Genomic DNA, 19,564 nt, shown 5'->3' on the forward strand with positions numbered 1-19,564 from the left:
CTACGACCGGTGTGGGGGAGTCAGACTGCTATTGCTCGTGGTTGGTGGAGTGGTTTGTCGGATTCCTCCCACGGCTGAAGCCGTGGGCTTCCTCCTTGCATCTCTGTGAACCAAAACGCCCGGTTGAAACACAACCGCGAGTGTCGTCGTCAGTCGAGATACGGCTCACAAACCCGCTCGACACCCTCCTCGAACGAAACCTCGGGCTCCCACCCGGTCGCCTCGTGCATCTTCGAGTAGTCGGCTTTCGTGTCGTGGACGTACACCTCGAACGGATTCTCCACGTACTCAGGCTCCACATCTGTCCCGAGCACCTCGTTGATCATCTCGACCATCTCGTTGAACGAGTAGCTCTCGGCAGTCCCGAGATTGTAGATGCCCTGCAGACGCTCCTCTGCGGCGAGTTCGACCCCCGAACGATATCATCCACGTGGGTGAAGTCACGCGTCTGCGAGCCGTCGCCGAACAGCTCCGGCGACTCGCCGTTGGCGATTTTGTCGGTGAACTGCGCGACCGTATTCGCGAACTCGCCTTTGTGTTCTTCCGCGCCGCCGGAGCCCTGGTACACCGAGAAAAAGCGCATCCCAGCCAGTTGCATGTCGTAGTGATGGTGGAAGTACTCCGCGTAGCGCTCACGGCCGAGTTTCGACGCTTCGTAGCCCGTCCGCGACTCCACGGGCATATCCTCGGGCGACGGTTCCGTCTGCGAGCCATAAATCGAGGACGTCGTCACGTAGACGACGGTGTCACAGCCGTCCTTTCGCGCCTGTTCGACCGTGTTGACGAAGCCTTCGATGTTCACGCGAGCGCCTTTCGTCGGGTTCTCCTCGTGCATCTTGTACGACGACAGCGTCGCGAGGTGGAACACCACGTCGACGCCCTCGGTCGGGAGGTCGTCGTCGAAGACCGTCATGTCGTGGAACTCCACAGAACTGTGTGACCCAGACAGCGGGTGGTAATCGTTCACCAGACGAGAGACGACCACGGTTTACCAGCTGGAACCAATTGGAACTAATTATCTCATAGATACTTTTCCAGTCCCGCCGACTGACTCGGTTCCATGCAACACTACACCCGCCGGAACACCCTCCATGCGTGCGGCATTGTCGCTCTCAGTTCTCTCGCTTGGTGTTCGGCCCTCCCAACGGACGCTTCGGACGCAGAGCGGCCGACCTACGAGCGGCTCGACGTGACGCCGGTGTACGTCGCCGATGGACTGGACCTCTCAATCCCTGCAGACATCGAGACGGTGAGCGAATCCCACAGCCGACCTGCTCGTTCTCCCCGATGAGACGGACACTGACGCCGAGCAGGCGGTCGAGTGGCTGGTCGATGACCGAGTGCTTGCACTCTTTGGAGAAAATGCTGAAACAACGTGGCTGTCGTGGGTTCGGAGCGACGCGTTCAACGACGTGTTCGACACGCAGGGGTACAGCGAGAGCGAACCAGACCCAACACTCGTCGTCGGTGCGAAAATCGGCCTCGATACGACGACGTCTCGGTACTCGTGGGGCGATGAATTTGAATGACAGTACGAGCTGCCGTATCTCACAGACACGTGAGCGAAGTGGTCGAGAAGGCAGAGGCCCTCGGTACCGATGGCGTCATCCAGACCCAGTAAACTCGCTCCAAATTTGACTAAGTGGCCCAGATCGCGCCACTATCTAAATCAGCTTAAGACCGGTTTGAGTAAGTCGGTACAACCGATGTCTCAGTCATCATCGAAAACGTCGTCGACAACTGATGTGCGTTCAGAACGACTGCCTGTTCACTCGACGACGGTCGTCTGTGGTTTGAAGTCGGTCGGCCGCTGTGTCTTGGCCCACCGTCGATAGCCCCAGAAGACGACGAGTGCCACCGGCAAGACGAGGAGCGTCAGGTCCTCGACTGGCGCACCCGTCTCGCTGACGACGAACAGCGGGTTGAGGTCGAACGTTCCGTGGAACAAGCCCACGAGCACAAGATTCCGAGTGAGTTCGTAGGTCACACCGAGCAGCAGCGCGTACACGGTCGTAAGCACAGGTGGGCGTTCCACCGCTTGTTCGAGTACGTCACGTACAAAGCCGAGTCTGCAGGACTTGTGGTGAAGCAGATTAATCCAACGTACACGAGCCAACGTTGCTCAAAGTGTGGGTTCACCCACGAGGATAACCGGCCACACACCAACGGTCAAGACGAAGTTGGTTGTCTGAAGTGTGGATACGATGTTCACGCAGATTACAACGCGGCGAAGAATATCGGCTTGAAGTATCTCCGCGACCAGCAAAAGTCTGGACGTGGAGGCGCACCCGTAGGCGTGCGCTTGAACAGCGGGATGTTGAACGTGAATGGCGAATATTCGCCTACTGCTCTCAGCAGTTAGAACGGGAGTCCACGCTGAATGCCACGCTCTTCGGGGCGTGGGAGCTTACTTCGATCACGGTGTGGGTCCCCCTCCGTGACACCGTCGTAGTCGAATGCCTTCGACTTCCCACGACGTGACGAGAACACTTGCAAACCGGTGTGAGAGAGGACATAAAGAGACAGAACACGGAACACATTGGAGGGTGGTCTTTGTATGCATCGTCAGGAGCTACAGTCACAGGCGTTCTTGCATGGCCAGCGATACGCTCTTCGTTGGTCCTGTTGTGTGTGCTGTTCTACGACTTCAGGCGTCACAACGCCGTCACTCACCAGTCTGTCACTCGGTACGAGGGGTGTGGGTTACCACGTTTGAATACGGTATCCCCGTGACCACAACCGAGACGCCGAGTCCACGACCGACTGTTCACTCGCGACCGACGCTATTGAGCGCGCTGTTCAGTTCAAAGAGTTCTCGGACGACGGTGCTGTCTGTGACCCGGTACCGGCGCGGTGACGTGTCCGGTACTTCTTCGATGAGTTCAACCTCAATCAAGAGGTCCGTGTAATTGCCGACAGTCTGGCGTGTGACGCCGGCGTGGTCTGCGAACTCTGTTTTGTTGAACTCACGGTTTGGCGGAAGATCGAGCAATGCGTCTACGAGAATCGGGATGGCGTCGTGTTGCGTGAGATAGAGCCATCCACTCGGGTGCTCCTTTCGGAGTTCCTTTTTGTCTCCTCGATCAGCCGCGTGCTCTATACTGCTCATACAGAGATTCACCCATTCTGCGTGTATAAACGTTTCCACTAGTGTTAACGGCCATTAACAGTATTTATATGCGGCCGACTTGATTCTTCGATCATGGAGAAGCCGTCGGTGAAATGCGCCCTCTTAGCAACAATGATCGCGAAACACAAGTGGGGGACACCGATTACCGAAGAAGACCTCCTCAGCCTCTCGGCTATCGGCAATGACTACCCAGTCGCACGTGAGGTCTACGCCGATCTTCGGAGCGAGCCCTATATCACTCACCGTGGAAATCGTGGTATCGAACTCGACAAAAGTAATTTCGACAAGCTTGCTGATGTCCTTTACCATGAATGTCGCTGGGAAACGTGGGAGATTGAGACTCGTCTGAAACACTACGAAGGGATCAAAGATCACGACTGGGGGTGAGCCGACTGTAGAATCTCGAAAGTTAGATATTCACGCCTGCCCCCTGGGAACGGGATTGAGGAAGGGTCTGCACGGGACTCTTCACCGTCCGAACGCTTATCGTCTGAGATTGATTCGAGTTCAGTATGGCAAGTGCGACCCGGGACGGTGACCCCAACGGAGTTGAGTTCGTCCGCGAAGATGATGGGAGCATCACCGCCTACGACACCGAGACCAATCTCGCACGTGATGGCGACACCCGGGCGGAAGCACTCTCGCAACTTGCGGAGGTTCTTGTTCTCCACGAGGGAGGTGGTGAACCCCTCACCGACGATGACCTCGAAGAACTTGGCCTCAACTCCGATGAGTTCGAGAACCGCGGCCTGCCCGACTTCACGCAATAACGCGGCGTACTCAGGGTGCTCGATGAGTCCCTTGTTGCCTTTGAGCAGATGACGCAGACAGGATGATGCGGCTGTCTCCCACCCCTCGAACCGAGTGATAGACTGACGAATACAGGCGTCTCCCGCCAGACAACTGCATCGCATCGAACGAGTATCCATGCACCCAAATCTTGCTCATCACCATGCGAAACCCCCTATTACAGGCCTTAGACGACTGAGAACACGAGAACGTTTGCCAATCCCTCTCAGACCTCGGTGAGGCCGAGACTGTATTCGAGTGCGGTATCGACCTCGTCCATCCGCTCTTGCGGAATCGAGCCGATGTTCTCTGTGATGCGGTGCTCTACGGAGACGGTTCGAACCTGGCTACAGAGCGCGACAGAATCCTCTCGAAGCGCACACTCTTCGGCTGGGACGAGCACTTCGAACGGGTAGAGCTGCTCTCCGAATGAGGTAGTGAACGGAACAACGATCGTTGTCGGTGCGTTTGCATTCCCGACGTTATTCTGCACGACAAGACACGGACGCGTTCCCCGTTGTTCGGATCCCTGCGTCGGATTGAGTTCAACAATAACGACGTCTCCTCGACGGACAGACGTGGCCATTCGCTACCACTCTGGGGCATCGCCCAGGTGTTCATCAGCCTCCGTCGAGACACCCTCCAGTTCGTTAGCGAGTTCGCGGGTCCGTTGGGCACGCTGGCGGTACCCTGCGGCCAACTCTTCACGAGTGATTGACCGCTCGATAACGAGCTTGCCCGCCTCTTCGTGGATCACGACGTCGTCTCCTCCCTTTATTCCGAAGCGTTCGCGGAGCTCTTTGGGGATCGTTACCTGGCCCCGCTCCCCGACTTTCCGGCGTTCACCCTTACTCATACATATTCGTATCATATTCATACTGATAAGCGCTTCGGGCGGAAGGCAGTCAGTACGGACCGATGTGGGAATCTGTCGAAAGGGCTCTGTTGAAATCCTCAGAAAATAATATATTCTGACCCAGTCGTGGTCAATACAGGAGTTACACCGAGCAGGGGGGAGTTGCGACTGAAAGACGTATTCAGAGTTGGCAGGGTCGCCCGAGTTCTCGTTCGTACTGCGATTTAATTTGCTCGAACAAGTCCTGGCCGACTTCTGTCTGGAAACGAGGCGCGGCGGTAGCAAAGAACTCGTCCAGATTCTCGAACTCGGCAAAGTGGTCGTTCGCTTCAGCGTCGTCGTACCGACCTTGGCGCTCGTACTTGAGCGCCTGGAGGCAATTATCAATCAGATCCATGTCCTTGACGAACTGTGCTGTCGGGGTGTCACGAGCTTCGTACTCTTCCCAAAGCGACAGCAGTTCGGTGTCCGCGAACGGTCCGACGAGATCGGTTACTGCGCTCCGTTCAGCCGACTCCTTCTCGGACGTGGGGATGGTCTGGCGTCCGTCCTCCGCGCGGGTTGCGATATCACCCGTTCGAGCTTCGCCGAGGTCGTGAATGAGTGCCATCGTCACTGCTTTCTGACGGTCAACCTCTTGCTGGTCGGCATAGAGCAGACAAAGCGACGCTGTCCCCCACGTGTGGGCTGCGACCGATTCAGGCGAGTCGATATTCCGAAGCACCCATCCCGTCCGAAGTTCGTCCTTCAACTCGAACCATTCAAGCAAGGAGTCGAGTTCGTTGGTCATCATATCGTGGAGAAGGGAAGTGGCCAGTTCAACTCATCGAGACTAGTCCGCCGGGTTGCCGACATTCAATCTGAAGTTGCGGGTTTCCGTCTTGAAGACCAATCAATTAGTCAATTGCCGACGAGATAGTCTGCGCCGTCCTCCTGCTCGAATTCGTATTCCGACGGAAAAACCAGATCTGTTGACGCCCAGATATCGTTGATTCGCTTCTCGATACTCTCAAGAACCATCCGAAGCACGTCATTCGGATCATCTGGATAGACTGCATCAATCACACGCTCTTCTCCTGGCTGGGGTGGTATGTGGTAGTGGTCGCGTGTGTTGTGTATTCGCCTTTCGTTCTCGAAAGAAGACACACCGCACACCGAGTGAGCAATGCAGCGACAGTACTGGCAGGGCCCACCACATTGAGTGGCAGTGAACGCACGTTCGGCCACTCACGCACAAACAGCAGGCTCGTTCGTGGTGTGACCTTGGGTTGAAATCTGCAGTAAACTCCTCGTATACAAGATAGTCGTGAAATGATGAACTACCATTGAAATCTAGATAATTAACAGATAATAGCACTCAAACCACACATTCAGCAATCAAAAGAACTTAATTATCGCCTGAAAGTTGAATGTGTAGGAATTGTAGCTCCCCGGCACAATTCACAAGCAACCCACATGTCGAACGAAAAAGACAGCCCAACCAATACAGTAGTCAATCCAGTTCACGATTCAATTCGAGTTGTTTCGCCCGGCCGTATCCTCGCGATAACTGCCCTCATTGGACTCGCCGTCCTCACACAGCCTGTTGCAGCTCAAGATGGAGTCATCTGCAGTACAAGCAAACTGCCGCAGATGCTCGAAGGCTTCTTCCAATTAACCACGGCGCTCGGACTGATCGGTCTCATCGTTGTCTGGCAAGGCGATTCGCTCTTCCAGATGTTTACGACGAATCACGAGCAGAAAGCCAAACTGAAAGAACACATGCGGGTGGCGCTGAAGTCTGCGGTCACCCTGCTCGTACTCGGTCCCCTCTACACCGTTGCGGGGTCGTTGATGGGACTGCCACTTGCGCAGTGTGTCGATCTCTCCCCCTGGTAAACTGGTCGAGAGACTCACATTGCCTTCCCGTATGCGCACTCCCGCGTGGTCTGTCGTCTTCGTTTGCCTCCTTCTCACGAGTGGTCTCGCCGGTCTCGTCACAGCCACGCCACCACGCCCGGGGACAGAAGACAATGGCTTGACCGAAAACGAGACCGCAACCTTGTGGTCTCGTGACGCAGATGCGTACCTAAACGAGACGGCGTATCGCCAGCGCTACGGCGAAAGCCGAACCCCGATCCAGCAACTCGCCAATGGGACAGACATCACGTTCACCCGTCCACCGGCGACCGCGGCAACGTGGACACGCAATGACTTCCGTGACCTGAGCGCAGGCAATTCACAGACATCGCTGTATCCCGACCACGCGTCTCTCACAAGTGGACGCTTCATCGACGATGCACACGCGACAGTCTTCGCCGTCCATCCATCGACGCGAGGCCATCTCGAAGCAGGTGAGACGCCACTGTACGTCGCACCGGAGGGTGCTATCCGTGGATTTGTGGATTATCGTGTTCGGATTCCAGATGGCCATCACTCCAATCGGTCGTCTATCACGTGGGCACTCGTCGACGACGGGATCTCAGCGGTCCGCCTGAAGTCTGATGACGACGTTATCGTCCGCACAGGAGGGAGCCATACACCAGTCCTTGCGTACCAACTCGACGACGCGTGGAGTACGACGCTCACCCTCGAAGCCGACATCGATGTCCGACTCAAGCAGACGACGACAACCACAATCGGGAATCGTACCCAGACAGAAGTCGCGTATCGAACCGAGACGATCACCGTCGCGGATTCACTCGATGTTGAGGTGTACAATCTCCACGCGTCTGCCTACGACGCAGCGTATCCCAATGGCGACACCGGGGTTGCGATCTTCCAGTCTCGGCCGTGGCAAGGCTACACGCTCACCGAGGATGGCGACTCACGCGTTCGCGGTGTCTGGCGGTTTTACACGGCTCGTGACCCACGCTGGGACCGGCTCACCCAAGCAACGGCCACAGACGAAACCGAGATTCATTCCGAGGCACTCCCGGTGTACGTTCATGCCTACCCATCACGCATCGGGCCGCGAGCTGAACCAATTCGTGATGGCCCGACGATACTCGACTCGTGGGGGAGAGAACGTACCTCACCACACGCGACACTCCCAGAGACGGTTTCTGTCGAGGTCGTAGACCGAGCGTATACGCCCACCTACGGACTTGCAGTCCGCACAGACAACCTCGACCGTGATGCACTCAGTGTGAGCGGTATCGTCCGCGGCGTCGACGCGACACCCATCACGTCAACGGTGAGCAGTGGGCCTGATCGCGAACTTCGCGAGAGTCGACTCACCGCCGAAGTGGTCTCGCAGACGAACGAGCAGGCGACTGTCCACATCGAACTTCGCGATACCGCGACTGGCTCTCCGATCGACCTCACTGCCGACGAACGCCACGTCTCGCTCAATGGCGAATCCGGTGGAGGGTATATCGCCATCGCCGACCAGCGTGTTCGGACGAACGAGTCCGGCGTCGCGGTCGTCACTATCGACCAACCCGGGGTCTACACGGCACGCTATCATCCGGGAACGTGGCTGGTCGCAACACCAGCCTATGTTTCGGACACGGCGACTGTCCGATGGCATCCACTCGGAACCCTCGATGGGTGGGTTGGGTTACTCATTGAGGTTGGCTGGCAATTCATTCCATTTGTTGTAGTGTTCTATGCAGGGAGGCAGATTCTCCGATTCTTCGGCCTACGAGATGATTCTGAACGATATCCATGACACACGATCAATCGACGTTCGATAGACGTACCGTGCTCCGAACAGCAGCAGTGCTCTCCGCTGGTCTCGCTGGCTGTCTCAACGGGAGTACTGAGACCGGTGATGGGACTACCACCCCGAATGACGATTCTGACGAACAGGGTATCCTGCGTCAGGTCGCTGTTGAGGGAACCGAGCTTGGTGTAGAACTTGGCTCTGAGGCTGACGTCGACCGTGTCAACCTCATCCAGCCGAATGGCGAGTTATTCGGGACACGGGAGGTTGCAGCCGGCGTTCAGCAGGTCTCATTCGAGATTGGAACTGCGTACGACCCTGGTGAATATCGAGTTCTCGCAGTTCAAGATGGGGAGACCGCGGCCGGGACGAGTCTAGAGATCCGACCGCAACTCGAAATCGTCGATGTCGGTCTCTTCAGGAACAACCCAGACAAGCCGTGGGATGAGGTCTATGGAGAGAGTGAGACTGATACAAAAAAGAACGGTGAAGCGTTCGTCACTGTAGCGAATACTGGAACCGGACCAGAAGCTGTTATTGAACTTCGGTTTGTGGGTGATGTACCAAACCCGATAGAGAATCCTCATGGAGGTGGAATTCACGACAGCGATGCCGTATCCATTCTACCTGGTGATGAAATCGATCTGTTCAGTAACTCGTTCCCATTCGGGGCAGAGATTGGCGAGAAGGGCATGGGTTGCTTGATCACCGGCAACGAGGGACAGTTCAAAGTCACATTTGAGGTCCGCACTACGACACAAAATGTTGAGCGTGATTTCAACGTGCAGTATTCGGGCTCTGACGTGATGCATGATTGCCTTATCGAAATCACTGAGGTGTAATCGATGGTTGACCTCATTGACGTCGTTCTGGAGGGCTTCAAAGACGCCATCGCATGGGTTACTGATGTTTTCAGAGAAGGCCTCTCGACCGGCTATCAGGACTTCACTGAGAGTGTGTTTGGAACACCTACTCCTCAAACTAATGGAGTCTTCATGTTTGGTACTCCCTCAAACGCACCATGGCCGTCGATAAGAGACGCTCTCATTGGTGGTGATGTGATGCTCCTCGCCCTGTTACTCCTCGTGATGTGTGTCCAAGGTCGACATGCGATTCGAATATTCAATTTCGGAAGTACATATAAGGCCAGCAAGACTAAGAAAACCGCTTGGACTGGTGCTTTCCTGATAATCTTGTGGTACTGGGTCAGTGTTTTAGCGCTGTATCTGATTGATGGATTCACGATTGCCTTACTCCCAGACCTGACTACACTTCGTAATGTCATGGTCGGGTTCCTGAGCGCAACGGTGATGAACCCCCTCCTCGGTCTCCTACTCGCAGCGCTCGGCGGGATTTCGATGTGGGCAATTCAAGCCCTCTTTTTCATCCGCGAAATCTTGCTGTACGTCTACGTCTATGGGATGCCGATTGCCATCGCACTCGGCTATGGAAACATTCCCGTCCTCTCAGACATCGCAACTGGATTCGCAAAGCGATTCGTTCCCTTAGTCGTCCTCCCACTCCCCGCAGCAGTCGTGTTCAAAGGCTACGACCTGCTCTTCGCCAGCGGGACGTTCTCCCCACCAACTGCCTTTCTCCAGTATCTCGTTGCCGTCTCACTGCCCGTCATCGCACTTTATCTGACGTGGAAGACCTTCGCCTACGCAACGCCACTCACTGCGAAAGCAATTGGAACCGCAAGCAGAGGCGCAGTCATCGTTGGAAGCGTCGCAGCAGGCGCGTCCATCGGTGGTGCGGGCGTCGCCACGACCGCTGCCCGCTGGGGACCCAAAGCCGCTGCTGGCCAAGTAATCGCCCAGAAAGCCGCCGCCCGAGCTGAAAACCCCAGTACGCACGACACTGCCTCGTATCGCCGGACCGAGAACGACCCACACAACGCCAATCGCTAGTTCATCATGTCGACAGATTCAGACGCTGCAGAACGCCGTATCATGGACGAATTCGGAGAAGCAAGTCGCATCCCAGGGCTCAATATCGAAGAAGGGGACGTTGGTGTCCTGATTGCGTTCCCACTTCTTGGATTGTTCATCGCCGGACTCACCGGACTCGACTCACTCGCAGTCCCTCTCATCGCAGGGGGTGTCGGACTGGGTGCGGCCGTGGTCTATGTCGCACCGGACCACCGCACTGCATGGGCATGGGCCAAAGACGTGTCTCGCTTTGCAATGCGACCGCGCCGAACGTTCAGCGCTCCCACCGCAACAGTCACCCAAGGGGCAGTCCGAAACGAGGGTGGCCTTGCGAACTACACACCGTTCAAACCAGATGAACGAACACAGGACCTCACCAACATTGAGCGTGCGTGGCCCGGCGTGGGTGCGATCCAGCGGTCGGACGGGGTGATGGAGGCGTTCATCGAAGTCAACCCAGGGAATATGGACTTCGCCATGTCAGATGAGTGGGCGAGTCTCCACGCGGCCGGCGCTGAATTCGCAAACAAGGAACTCGATTCAAAGCTGAAGTTCCACGCAACGACGCGGTCGTTCCCGGTCGAACAGCTCACAGCGAACATCGAACAGCGGCTGTCGGATGACGACGTCACCCAAAACCTGGTCTTCCGTGAACTCCTCGAAGAGTACCGCGAGACGCGCCCACAAGCGATGCGAAACCGTGGAACCCAACAGATTCGGTTCTTCATTGGCGTCGAAGTCTCGCCACTCGAAGTCTATGACCGCTTCCGCGACGAACAAACACCCGCAGAGAAGCTAACTGAAATCCCTGGTCTTGGCTTCCTGTTCAACCCGTTCGTCACGCGCCGCGAAGACCTCTCGAAAGCCGAAGAGCGTGGGCGGCTATTCGAGCGATTAGAGACCCGAATCACGAACATCGAGTCTGGATTCATCCAACAGGCGTCGGGGTGGTCTGCTCGTCGATTGAGCACAGTCGAACTGTTCGTGTTGACGATGGACTTCTGGAACGGCCACGAACACGACTATGACAATCCACGACGGGTCATCCGTGACCATCCCATCATCGGACGGTCTCGGCGAGAGGATGATCTCGATGCGTAGTCTTAGCCTCCAAATAGAGACCGAAGTCACTCGCCAACTCGTCGGGTGGCTCCAACAGCCAACGTCACTGGAAGGTGCGTCACTCTATGCTGCAGGAGCACTCGTGATTGCGCTCGGAGCGATCGGTGTGTGGAAACGCCGCGCTGTCGACGAAGATCACGAGCCTGAAGTCGACTTTTCGGACGTCCTCGACGAAGACACAATCCAAACAGGACACACTGAGGGGCAACTTCTCGATGACATCGCAGAATCACACAAGACGACGATTGCACCGCCAGCCATCGAATGGGAGACGCGTGCAGCCCGCGTTGGCGAGCAGTGGACCTCCACACTCACGATCACCGACTACCCAGATTACCCGAGCGATGGCTACCTCAGTGATCTGTTTCAGCTAACAGACATCGAATTCGACCTCACAGCCCACATTCGACCGAAGAATCAGATGCGTGCTCGAAGCGAACTCCAAGAGATCGCTGATGACCTCCAGGTCGATGCCGACCTCGATAGGAGCGTTCGAAGTGGGTATCTCCAACAGCGGGCACACCAGGCTGCGGCGACGTACAATGCTGTCGAGAGTGGGACTCGTGTCTTCGACCAAGCACTGTTCGTCACCGTCCGTGCCGACACACGCGGCGACCTTCACGATGCCGTCCAAAGCGTCAAAAGCACGCTTCGCGATGAGCCGGCGAGTCTCACACCGAAGACAGCGATTTGCAACCAAGACCTCGCACTCCAATCTGCAGCACCGATTGGAGAGAACGTCATCGGTCACAACGCAATCGCGCTTGGTGGGGCCGTTGGCGCACTCCTTGCGTCGCCACACAACGCAACAATCCTCGAAGAAGGAGGCGTCGAATTCGGCATCCACAAAGACACCCACAGCCCGGTCGTCATCGACCCGTTCGCTCGCGAAAACGGCTATGCGATGTTCACCGTCGGCGATACCGGCTCTGGGAAGTCATTTGGCTCGAAACAGAACTTCATCCGGTCGATCGAACAAAGCACAGACCGAATCGGCATCATTCTCGAACCACTCAACAATTGGGCTGGCGTCGCCGAAGCCTTGGACGCCAAGCGCATCACCGTTGGTGGGACGCTCGGGTTGAATCCCTTAGAGATCCGCCAGACACCCGAACACGTCCAGCGAGCACTGGGTGAGGACGCAAGCCCGTTCAACGAGAAACTCGACGACGCAATGAGCTTCTTGACCAACTACTTCGCGCTCCGCGGCATCTCACTTGGCGACCGCCGGACCACCCTTGAACTTGGACTCCAACAGGCCTACGAACGCCAAGGGATCACAGACGAGATCGATACGCATGGCAATCGGAGTCCGACGATTCGAGATATGATGGACGTCTTCGAAGACATGGTTGCGTCACCAAGCGAGTTTGTCGTACGGACGAACGCTGAAGCGGACAAACTCCGCGAGGATGCGACGTGGCTCCTTGGACAACTTCGGCTGTTCGAAGAGGGAGGACGGTATGCAAACCTCGGGCGGGCATCCGAATTCAACATCCGCGACGAGAAGGTCATCTACCTCGACCTCGCGCAGCAAGAAGGCAGCGTCAGCAGTAGTACCGCGCTGACGATGCAGCTTCTCATCTCCTTGGTGTACGAGCGTGCCAAGGAAACAGACAAAGAAGTCGTGTTCGTCATTGACGAAGCACGGTATATTATGCAGGACGCCGCGAGTCTGGCGTTCTTGGAGACGGTGTTCCGTCATCACCGCCACCACGATCTTTCGATTCGACTCGTCACACAGACCGTCGACGAGTTCTTCGAACACACAGAGTCCGAAGCAATCTTAGACCAGTGTGCAGTCAAGCAGTTCCACCACCTTGACGGAATGGACGAAACGTGGGCCACAGAGTTTGGGCTGAACTACGCGCAGATGCGATTCGTCCAAGATGCGATTCCGGGAAATGAGGATGCGGGGTACTCCGAAGCGCTCGTTGGCGTCGACGGTGAGTGGCGTGGGATTCGCGTTGAGGCGATGCCCAAAGAAAAGCGGGTCATTGACTTCGATCCAACGGAGTCGGCTACTGGTTCGCTACCCGGTGGTGAGACCACTCATCAAGCGTACAGACGTTCGTAACTGAATTGAGGCGGGAGGTCCCCTGCGTCAGTGAGCGACCACCGCTCGGCGTCAGTTTGGTGAACTTGTCAGAGCGTCTATTTTTGCAGGTCAAAGAGTGTCCACGACGCATCGAGTTTGTCGGAAAGGCCGTCTGTGAACCCCACTCTTCGAAACGGTGTGGTACACTTACACATCGTGTGGCAGAACTCCAAGCACACGATCCCTACACTACCACCCGAAACTCACCACAAAGCATCGGTGCAGAGTACTAACCGAGGAGCGAACCCAATTCATCTACGAGGTCATCACTGATTCGATCATAGAGATTCAAGTCGCTGGTCAACTGCTGTGAGAACAGTCGAGTACACTTCGAGAGGATGGAGTGAAGACAGGGAAAGGTCAGTGACCTCCGCTGCATCTGGGGGCTGGTGAAAATGCAACCGTGCGTTGTGATTGTTTGGATGTCGGTCCCAGCGGCACTCCCATTGGGATCCGTCGTCATGCGCTTCGATATAGTGAATCGAAAGATCACCAGTCGTGAACCACCGAACATCTAGTCGTGCCGTTTCTATCGATTCGGGGTATCGGCCAGCATCAAGCAATACGTGGAGGAGTCGTGGTTCGTAGGAGTCCGGGTCAAACTCTGTCTCAACCACGAGCGAATCCGACGTGAGGTGTCGCTCAAGCAATCGTAGAGTCTGACGGTCTGGAGGCCCAGTTGAATTCGGTTCTGGGTCTTCAGGTGGTGTGCTCATTTAGGCTGGAATGAGGTGCCCGTCATTCTGGGAGAGCTGGCGTGCAAGCTCGTAGAGCCGAATATCCCGGATCACTCCCTGCCACTCACTGACCGCGGTCATGCGGTCGTGAATCGTGTCGTGGTCACCGTAGTCGAACACTGAGACCTCTTTGGGATCTGTGCTCTCGAATTGTGTCTCGTACTCCCGTCGTCGTTCTTCGAGCTCCTTCACACGCTCAATGATCTCTTCGACAGAGAGTTCATTTGCAATTCGACTGGCGTCTTGCCACTCCAGATACCCCTCATTCCGCTCATACTGAGCCGGTCGACTGTCCCTGTCTGCTTGGAGAATTCCCATCTCAGCGAGTCGTTCAAGATGTTTTTTCGCAGCGTTAGGTGAGCAGTCCGCTAACTCTGCGATGTCAGTGTACGCCGTGGGCGACGTAACACCCAACGCAACATCATAGACACGGTCAAACGTGTCTGTTCCCTCTTGCCACCTTCTCTGAGCGGAAGCAGAGTCAGGTGAAGGGTCGAATCCAGTCATACGTTGGTGTAAGCGCTTTACTTCAATATATCTTTGTGTTTTGCATATATTTGAGACATAATGCGTGAACGACTGGGAAGTGTCTATAAATACAGCAGGTGTCATCGCACTGCCGCGGATGAAGACGGTGATTACCATGGCGTGCGAGGAAACAAAACGCTGTCCTGACTGTTACAATCTCCAATGGAGACTATGAGAACGGAACGTACGAGCCCGATGAAACAGCAGACAGAATGGACACAGCACAATCTCGGTTCGAGAGCCTCTCACGCCGGCCACCACAACGAAGAGTAGCCGAGAGCATTCCGCCTCAGGCCCGCTCTCGCAGTTCGTAGTACCGTGCCCGAAGCGTCGATACCGTCACGTTGGCTGCTGCTGCGAACTCCGCCTGTGTCTTCGCACTTCCTCGTTCGTTCCCAGCGAGGTACAGACACGCTGCGGCCACGCCCGCGGGGTTTCGTCCGTTCGTTATCCGTTCACGGTCTGCGAGGTCGGCGAGTTCGTACGCACGTGCGTTGACTTCTGAGGTCACACGGCAGTCCGACGCAAGCCGCGGGACGTACGTTCGTGCCGTCACAATCTGTGGTTCGATTTCCATGTCGACTTTGAGTGCGCGATAGCCAGTTCGCAACTGGTCAGCAGTACACCGAGCAACCGAGCCAATCTCGCCTGGCCGCCGCTGAAGCCCACGGCAACGACACGCCGCATACAGACTGCCTGCGGTCATCATTTCGATCGACCGCCCACGGATGAGATCACGATGTTGCGCCTGTCGGTAGACCTGACTTGCTTCTTCGACCACACTTCGTGGGAGGTCGAGCGCGCTCGACATCCGTGCGATTTCCTGAAGGGCGTGTGCAAGATTTCGCTCTGCTTTCGACCCGTAGCGTGCCCGGCGGTGTTCACGACGAAGTCGGTGAAGTTGCCACTGTTTTTTCGATGAAACACGATTCCCGTTCGCATCACGCTTGTAACCGATTTCTGCAGACACACCGTAGTCGTGTCGGGCAGGTGTGAGCCGACTTCCTGTCCGCCGCATCGGTTCTGGGTCGTCATCGAACACACGCGGGCCGTGGGTGTGGTCGATGTAGTACTGGTTGACGATGAGGCCACACTCGTCACACCCCGTTTCGCCACCCTCCGTTGTGAGCGTGCCGTCGCACTCGGGACAGTCAGTCGCATCAATAGTTTTTCCGCACGATTCGTCGAATGTTCGCTCGTAGATGTCTCTCAGTGCCATGAGTTCTCTGTGAGGCGCTTCTTCGGCACCCCCCGCACCCCTGTGGGGGAGATAAAACTGCGGTCAGTCTGTTTCGAGGTTAGTCGAGAGTCGTGTCGGCCGACCGGTCTGTGATACACGCCGACTCGAACGCCGTTCTGGAGGCGTGTTCCTGTCCGCATTCCGTACACCGCCAGAATCGACGTCGGTCTTGGTCGAACGATGCGAGGGCAGTCAGTGACGTATCGGTCGCTGCTCGCCACTCAGTGACGACGACGAGTCCGTGGCCCTGTTCAGTCCGCTCGACGATACTCCCGACTCGTTGGGTTGTGTTAGTACGCATTCGAATCAGCGAGGCATACCGCCCCGCACCCATTCGAGGGTGACAAAATTTCTCGCTAAAAGTAGAATTACGGGGGAACTCCCGGCCCCAATGTTAATTTTCACCGATTATATTGAATTGCGAAGTCGCCTCGTCCCCTGCTCGCACGTTGCGAAGCGGCCAGTCGGCTGGGGCAGCACTCGCGTCCGGATTTCGAATAGAACGCGCCGGAGATGTTTGCACTCGGCACCACGTTTCCGGTGATCTGGACACGAACACGTCCCCGCTTCAACGTCAACCTCGTACGTCTTTCCGCTCGACGAGTCAACCTCATAGATGGGGCCAACATCACCGAACCGAATGTCCATCTCTTCGGTGAGCGCTTTCCACGTCCTGGAGTCGTCGAGAGAGTAGCCACCGTCACTGAGGAGTGTCTGTCCATCGATGACTGTGCAGGGTTCGCGGAACTCCCGTTGACGGGTCCGCTCTTGGCCACACTTCCGGCAGCGCCAAAATATCGTCCGGTAGCCATCGAGGTCAGAGAGTTCGATTTCGTAATCGGTTGGCTCGCTTCCAGGCACCCATTCGGTGACGCGGACGAGGTCGTGACCGTGGGCTGGACTGCTGGTTGTTGTGCGTCGCTCGTGGTCGTTTGAGACTGTCATCTGTGTTCATCGAGCGCATCTGAGTGCCCCCGCACCCGTCAGGGGGCGATAAAAAGCGCAGAATCGCGTTGGTCCTGACTGAGGTTGTACTAATCCGCTCGTATCGCACCGAGAATCGACTTCGCAACCGACCAAATCCGATTCAGGCGCTCGAAAACCGAGTCTGCATCCTCTCCAGCCCACGCTGCGAGATAGAACGCAGAGTTACTCATATCAAGGCCAACGTATCGACCGACAAGATACGCAACTGCTTCTGCTTCGACCTCTCGCCTTGCTCGTTCAGGCAGATTCGATTGATCCGCGTGCAGCAATCCGTGAGCAAACTCGTGGATGAGTGTCGTCGCCATGTCAGCGTCATTGGGCCGTTCTCGAACCTCGATATGAGGCCGACCACGCGTGGAGTACTCACAGATGCCACGTGCAGTGCCGTGCACCCAGTCTGATGGATGGACGAGACTGACCGAAAGTGCAAGCGAGTCTGCAGCCGAGCACAGTGACACAACCAAGTCAGCAGCCGCACCGTACGATGCTGTTTCCAACACTGGAAGGGACTCGCCGTCAGTCTGCGAGATGTCGAACACTGGTACTGGCTTAAACCTGAGCAGTTGTGTGGTCCACTCCTCGTATTGGACCCCGCCGCTCCCACAGTCCTCGTCGTGTCTGGCTTTCGTCTCTCCACACACTGGACACGTCTTCGCCGTGATCGGAGCCCAGATCCAGATTGCCGACTCCCCTTTCGATACCTGTCTGTCGAAGTCGTCTTGCCACGTTCGGTATCCGGCCACACGAGTCGCCTCCGGGCATTGGAGTGCGATGAGGAGGCTATTGCGAGCCGAGTAGTCGTGGAACCGACTCTGGACGTCTAACCAATCTTTGAACACCTCGCTTTCTCGTGCCTGTTCAACGTCGGCAAGGAGGTCCGCTAACCACTCGTCGACGACGAGATGCATTTCGTCGTCGCGAGTAGACTGGTCAGTAAACGATGCTTCTCTCTGGGTTGGTTCTCTCGTTGCCATCTAAATCCCGCGGGACACTGAGTACGCCCCGCACCCATCAGGGGGTGACAAAACAGCCAAAATCTCACCACCGACACATATCTCACAGAGGTGACGGAGGGGCCCCACTACGTCAGTCGCAGGTTACTCGCACCCCACGATATCGTTGGGCGTGAACAGAGAGACATCCGAACGCTCGTCAGCAACCGCTCGCAGGCCGTCAGAGAATCCTGAACGAGCGAAGCAACAGTAGTGGTACACCGGATCACCACCCTCCGGTGGCGTCCAGTCGACCTGCGCAGCGCTCCGCTCTAGGTCGGCAAGGTCGCCTTCGTTCATTTCTCGCTGCGTGTACTTGCATTCCCCAGCGACGAGTGTGCCGTCACTCGCAAGGCCGACAACGTCCAGTTCATGATGCTTGTGCCACCAATAGCCAATCCCGTGGTAGGTATTGGGAACTAACGACGGGAGCGCATTCTGACAGACGAGTTCGAACATCGAGCCCATGTACTCCGAGAACGAAGGTGTGACCAACTCCTCGAAAGCATTGTCACCGAGCTGGGCGAGCTTCCCTTCTTGACCGTACACATAACGGAACCAGAACCGAAACAGCGGTTCATTTAGTCGGTATCGGCTCTTTCGCGTCGCATTGGGATTCGCCGTGACCGGGATATCCCGTGTGACCAGTCGCAGTCGACGGAGCTTCGCGAGATACGATCCGAGTGCGTTCGAATCGATACCGGCGAAGTTAGCAATCTCACTCGCCTCGCGCTTTCCTGTCGCAATCGCGCGGAGGACTGTGTAGTAGGTCTGTGGCTCTCGAATCCCAAACTCTGTCCGGAGGAGGAACTCTGGTTCGTTGTGGAGCACACCGTGTTCGGAGAGGACGTGTGTCTGGATGTTCTCCGCGAGCGATGCCGTTGGGGTGAGCGCCTGAAGGTAGTACGGCGTCCCACCGAAGACGCTCCACGTCTCAATCGTTGTCTCTGGGTCGTCTGTGGGGTACAGCTGTCGTGCGTCGGCCAACGCAAGTGGTGGGAGGTCGATAGTTCCGGTCCGACGTCCGTACATCGGGCTCCCGCCTCCGAGCACTTTCTCTTCCATCACGCTGATTGACGACCCGACGAGTACCAACGACGCCGCCGTCTGTTCGAGATGGAGGTCCCAGACCCGCTGTATCTTCGAGGGAACTGCATCGTCGGATTCGATCAAGTACGGAAACTCGTCGATAACAACGACTGCGTCCTGCCGTCCAAGCGTCTTGAGAATCGTCTCCCAGTCACGCTTGATATCGTCAACGACTGGGTACGTGTCGCGAGCGGTCTCAACGAAGCTTGCGAGCTGTACGTCCGGAGTCTCTTCGGTCGCCTGCCAGTACACCGCATCGTCTCGGTCACGAATTGCTTCACGGACGAGCGCACTCTTTCCAAGCCGCCGCCGGCCATAGATGACGAGCAACTCCGCCGTATCACGGTCGAACCGGGATCGAAGAAACGAGAGTTCGTCGTCGCGGTTGACGAAGGAAGGCCGAGACATAGTCTGTGTTT

At 56.5% G+C, this 19,564-nt stretch carries 20 protein-coding genes and 2 pseudogenes; 9 read left to right on the forward strand and 13 right to left on the reverse strand.

Going from position 1 to position 19,564, the window contains the following annotated elements:
- Positions 1-149: 149 nt before the first annotated feature.
- A pseudogene (locus DEQ67_RS12895) lies at positions 150-931 on the reverse strand (NAD-dependent epimerase/dehydratase family protein); the annotation flags it as partial.
- 837 nt (positions 932-1,768) lie between these two features.
- Complete coding sequence (locus DEQ67_RS12900) at positions 1,769-2,035, reverse strand: hypothetical protein (RefSeq protein ID WP_233509309.1); 267 nt, start codon at positions 2,033-2,035, stop codon at positions 1,769-1,771.
- On the opposite strand from DEQ67_RS12900, the pseudogene DEQ67_RS12905 reads away from it, so the two are divergent.
- Positions 2,018-2,362, forward strand: a pseudogene (locus DEQ67_RS12905) (zinc ribbon domain-containing protein); the annotation flags it as partial. The gene DEQ67_RS12900 and the pseudogene DEQ67_RS12905 sit on opposite strands and share 18 nt — an antisense overlap.
- Before the next feature lie 405 nt (positions 2,363-2,767).
- On the opposite strand, the gene DEQ67_RS12910 reads toward DEQ67_RS12905, so the two are convergent.
- Positions 2,768-3,109, reverse strand: a complete 342-nt coding sequence (locus tag DEQ67_RS12910) for a hypothetical protein (protein WP_004062843.1) — start codon at positions 3,107-3,109, stop codon at positions 2,768-2,770.
- Positions 3,110-3,202: 93 nt separating this feature from the next.
- Between DEQ67_RS12910 and DEQ67_RS12915 the strand changes: the two genes are divergently transcribed.
- On the forward strand, positions 3,203-3,517 hold the full coding sequence (locus DEQ67_RS12915; RefSeq protein WP_049916507.1) for a hypothetical protein: 315 nt from the start codon (positions 3,203-3,205) through the stop codon (positions 3,515-3,517).
- Positions 3,518-3,642: 125 nt separating this feature from the next.
- The gene (locus DEQ67_RS12920) at positions 3,643-3,900 is read left to right on the forward strand and encodes a type II toxin-antitoxin system HicB family antitoxin (RefSeq protein WP_004062845.1); all 258 of its coding nucleotides are present in this window, start codon (positions 3,643-3,645) and stop codon (positions 3,898-3,900) included.
- 245 nt (positions 3,901-4,145) lie between these two features.
- Here DEQ67_RS12920 and DEQ67_RS12925 read toward each other — a convergent pair whose 3' ends face one another.
- From DEQ67_RS12925 to DEQ67_RS12940, 4 genes are all read right to left on the reverse strand, one after another.
- The gene (locus tag DEQ67_RS12925; RefSeq protein ID WP_115803140.1) at positions 4,146-4,505 is read right to left on the reverse strand and encodes a type II toxin-antitoxin system PemK/MazF family toxin; all 360 of its coding nucleotides are present in this window, start codon (positions 4,503-4,505) and stop codon (positions 4,146-4,148) included.
- A gap of 3 nt (positions 4,506-4,508) precedes the next feature.
- The gene (locus tag DEQ67_RS12930; protein WP_006601197.1) at positions 4,509-4,775 is read right to left on the reverse strand and encodes an AbrB/MazE/SpoVT family DNA-binding domain-containing protein; all 267 of its coding nucleotides are present in this window, start codon (positions 4,773-4,775) and stop codon (positions 4,509-4,511) included.
- A 181-nt stretch (positions 4,776-4,956) separates the two neighbouring features.
- Positions 4,957-5,568, reverse strand: coding sequence for an HD domain-containing protein (locus DEQ67_RS12935; RefSeq protein WP_115891412.1), 612 nt, complete (start codon positions 5,566-5,568; stop codon positions 4,957-4,959).
- 107 nt (positions 5,569-5,675) lie between these two features.
- A complete protein-coding gene (locus tag DEQ67_RS12940) occupies positions 5,676-5,840 on the reverse strand; it encodes a hypothetical protein (protein WP_229722465.1) in 165 nt (54 codons plus the stop codon).
- A gap of 390 nt (positions 5,841-6,230) precedes the next feature.
- Here DEQ67_RS12940 and DEQ67_RS12945 point away from each other — a divergent pair, with 390 nt between their 5' ends.
- Genes DEQ67_RS12945 through DEQ67_RS12970 form a run of 6 tightly spaced genes read left to right on the forward strand, consistent with a single transcriptional unit; the run spans position 6,231 to position 13,551 of the window.
- Entirely contained in the window at positions 6,231-6,653 is a 423-nt protein-coding gene (locus tag DEQ67_RS12945) for a hypothetical protein (RefSeq protein WP_233509308.1), read from the forward strand.
- 31 nt (positions 6,654-6,684) lie between these two features.
- On the forward strand, positions 6,685-8,427 hold the full coding sequence (locus tag DEQ67_RS12950; protein WP_199522545.1) for a hypothetical protein: 1,743 nt from the start codon (positions 6,685-6,687) through the stop codon (positions 8,425-8,427).
- Positions 8,424-9,263, forward strand: a complete 840-nt coding sequence (locus DEQ67_RS12955; protein ID WP_199522544.1) for a hypothetical protein — start codon at positions 8,424-8,426, stop codon at positions 9,261-9,263. Before DEQ67_RS12950 ends, DEQ67_RS12955 begins: the two co-directional genes overlap by 4 nt.
- A gap of 3 nt (positions 9,264-9,266) precedes the next feature.
- Entirely contained in the window at positions 9,267-10,331 is a 1,065-nt protein-coding gene (locus tag DEQ67_RS12960; RefSeq protein WP_424020116.1) for a hypothetical protein, read from the forward strand.
- Between the two features lie 6 nt (positions 10,332-10,337).
- Complete coding sequence (locus tag DEQ67_RS12965) at positions 10,338-11,453, forward strand: hypothetical protein (protein WP_424020117.1); 1,116 nt, start codon at positions 10,338-10,340, stop codon at positions 11,451-11,453.
- Positions 11,446-13,551 (forward strand): VirB4 family type IV secretion system protein, encoded by a 2,106-nt coding sequence (locus DEQ67_RS12970; RefSeq protein ID WP_424020181.1) that lies wholly within the window; start codon positions 11,446-11,448, stop codon positions 13,549-13,551. Before DEQ67_RS12965 ends, DEQ67_RS12970 begins: the two co-directional genes overlap by 8 nt.
- A 299-nt stretch (positions 13,552-13,850) precedes the next feature.
- Here the strand turns inward: DEQ67_RS12970 and DEQ67_RS12975 are convergent, their stop codons facing one another.
- From DEQ67_RS12975 to DEQ67_RS13000, 6 genes are all read right to left on the reverse strand, one after another.
- Positions 13,851-14,288, reverse strand: a complete 438-nt coding sequence (locus DEQ67_RS12975) for a hypothetical protein (RefSeq protein WP_424020118.1) — start codon at positions 14,286-14,288, stop codon at positions 13,851-13,853.
- On the reverse strand, positions 14,289-14,816 hold the full coding sequence (locus DEQ67_RS12980) for a winged helix-turn-helix domain-containing protein (RefSeq protein ID WP_424020119.1): 528 nt from the start codon (positions 14,814-14,816) through the stop codon (positions 14,289-14,291).
- Between the two features lie 310 nt (positions 14,817-15,126).
- On the reverse strand, positions 15,127-16,056 hold the full coding sequence (locus DEQ67_RS12985; RefSeq protein WP_004062856.1) for a transcription initiation factor IIB: 930 nt from the start codon (positions 16,054-16,056) through the stop codon (positions 15,127-15,129).
- A 429-nt stretch (positions 16,057-16,485) separates the two neighbouring features.
- Positions 16,486-17,022 carry a hypothetical protein gene (locus tag DEQ67_RS12990; protein ID WP_239638478.1) on the reverse strand — a complete coding sequence of 179 codons (537 nt, stop codon included), beginning with the start codon at positions 17,020-17,022 and terminating at the stop codon, positions 16,486-16,488.
- A gap of 89 nt (positions 17,023-17,111) precedes the next feature.
- The gene (locus DEQ67_RS12995) at positions 17,112-17,972 is read right to left on the reverse strand and encodes an ArdC-like ssDNA-binding domain-containing protein (protein WP_424020120.1); all 861 of its coding nucleotides are present in this window, start codon (positions 17,970-17,972) and stop codon (positions 17,112-17,114) included.
- 189 nt (positions 17,973-18,161) lie between these two features.
- Positions 18,162-19,553 (reverse strand): ATP-binding protein, encoded by a 1,392-nt coding sequence (locus tag DEQ67_RS13000; protein WP_424020121.1) that lies wholly within the window; start codon positions 19,551-19,553, stop codon positions 18,162-18,164.
- Positions 19,554-19,564: the final 11 nt, after the last annotated feature.

The sequence above is a fragment of the Haloferax sp. Atlit-48N genome (assembly GCF_003383015.2).
Classification (GTDB): Archaea; Halobacteriota; Halobacteria; order Halobacteriales; family Haloferacaceae; genus Haloferax; species Haloferax volcanii.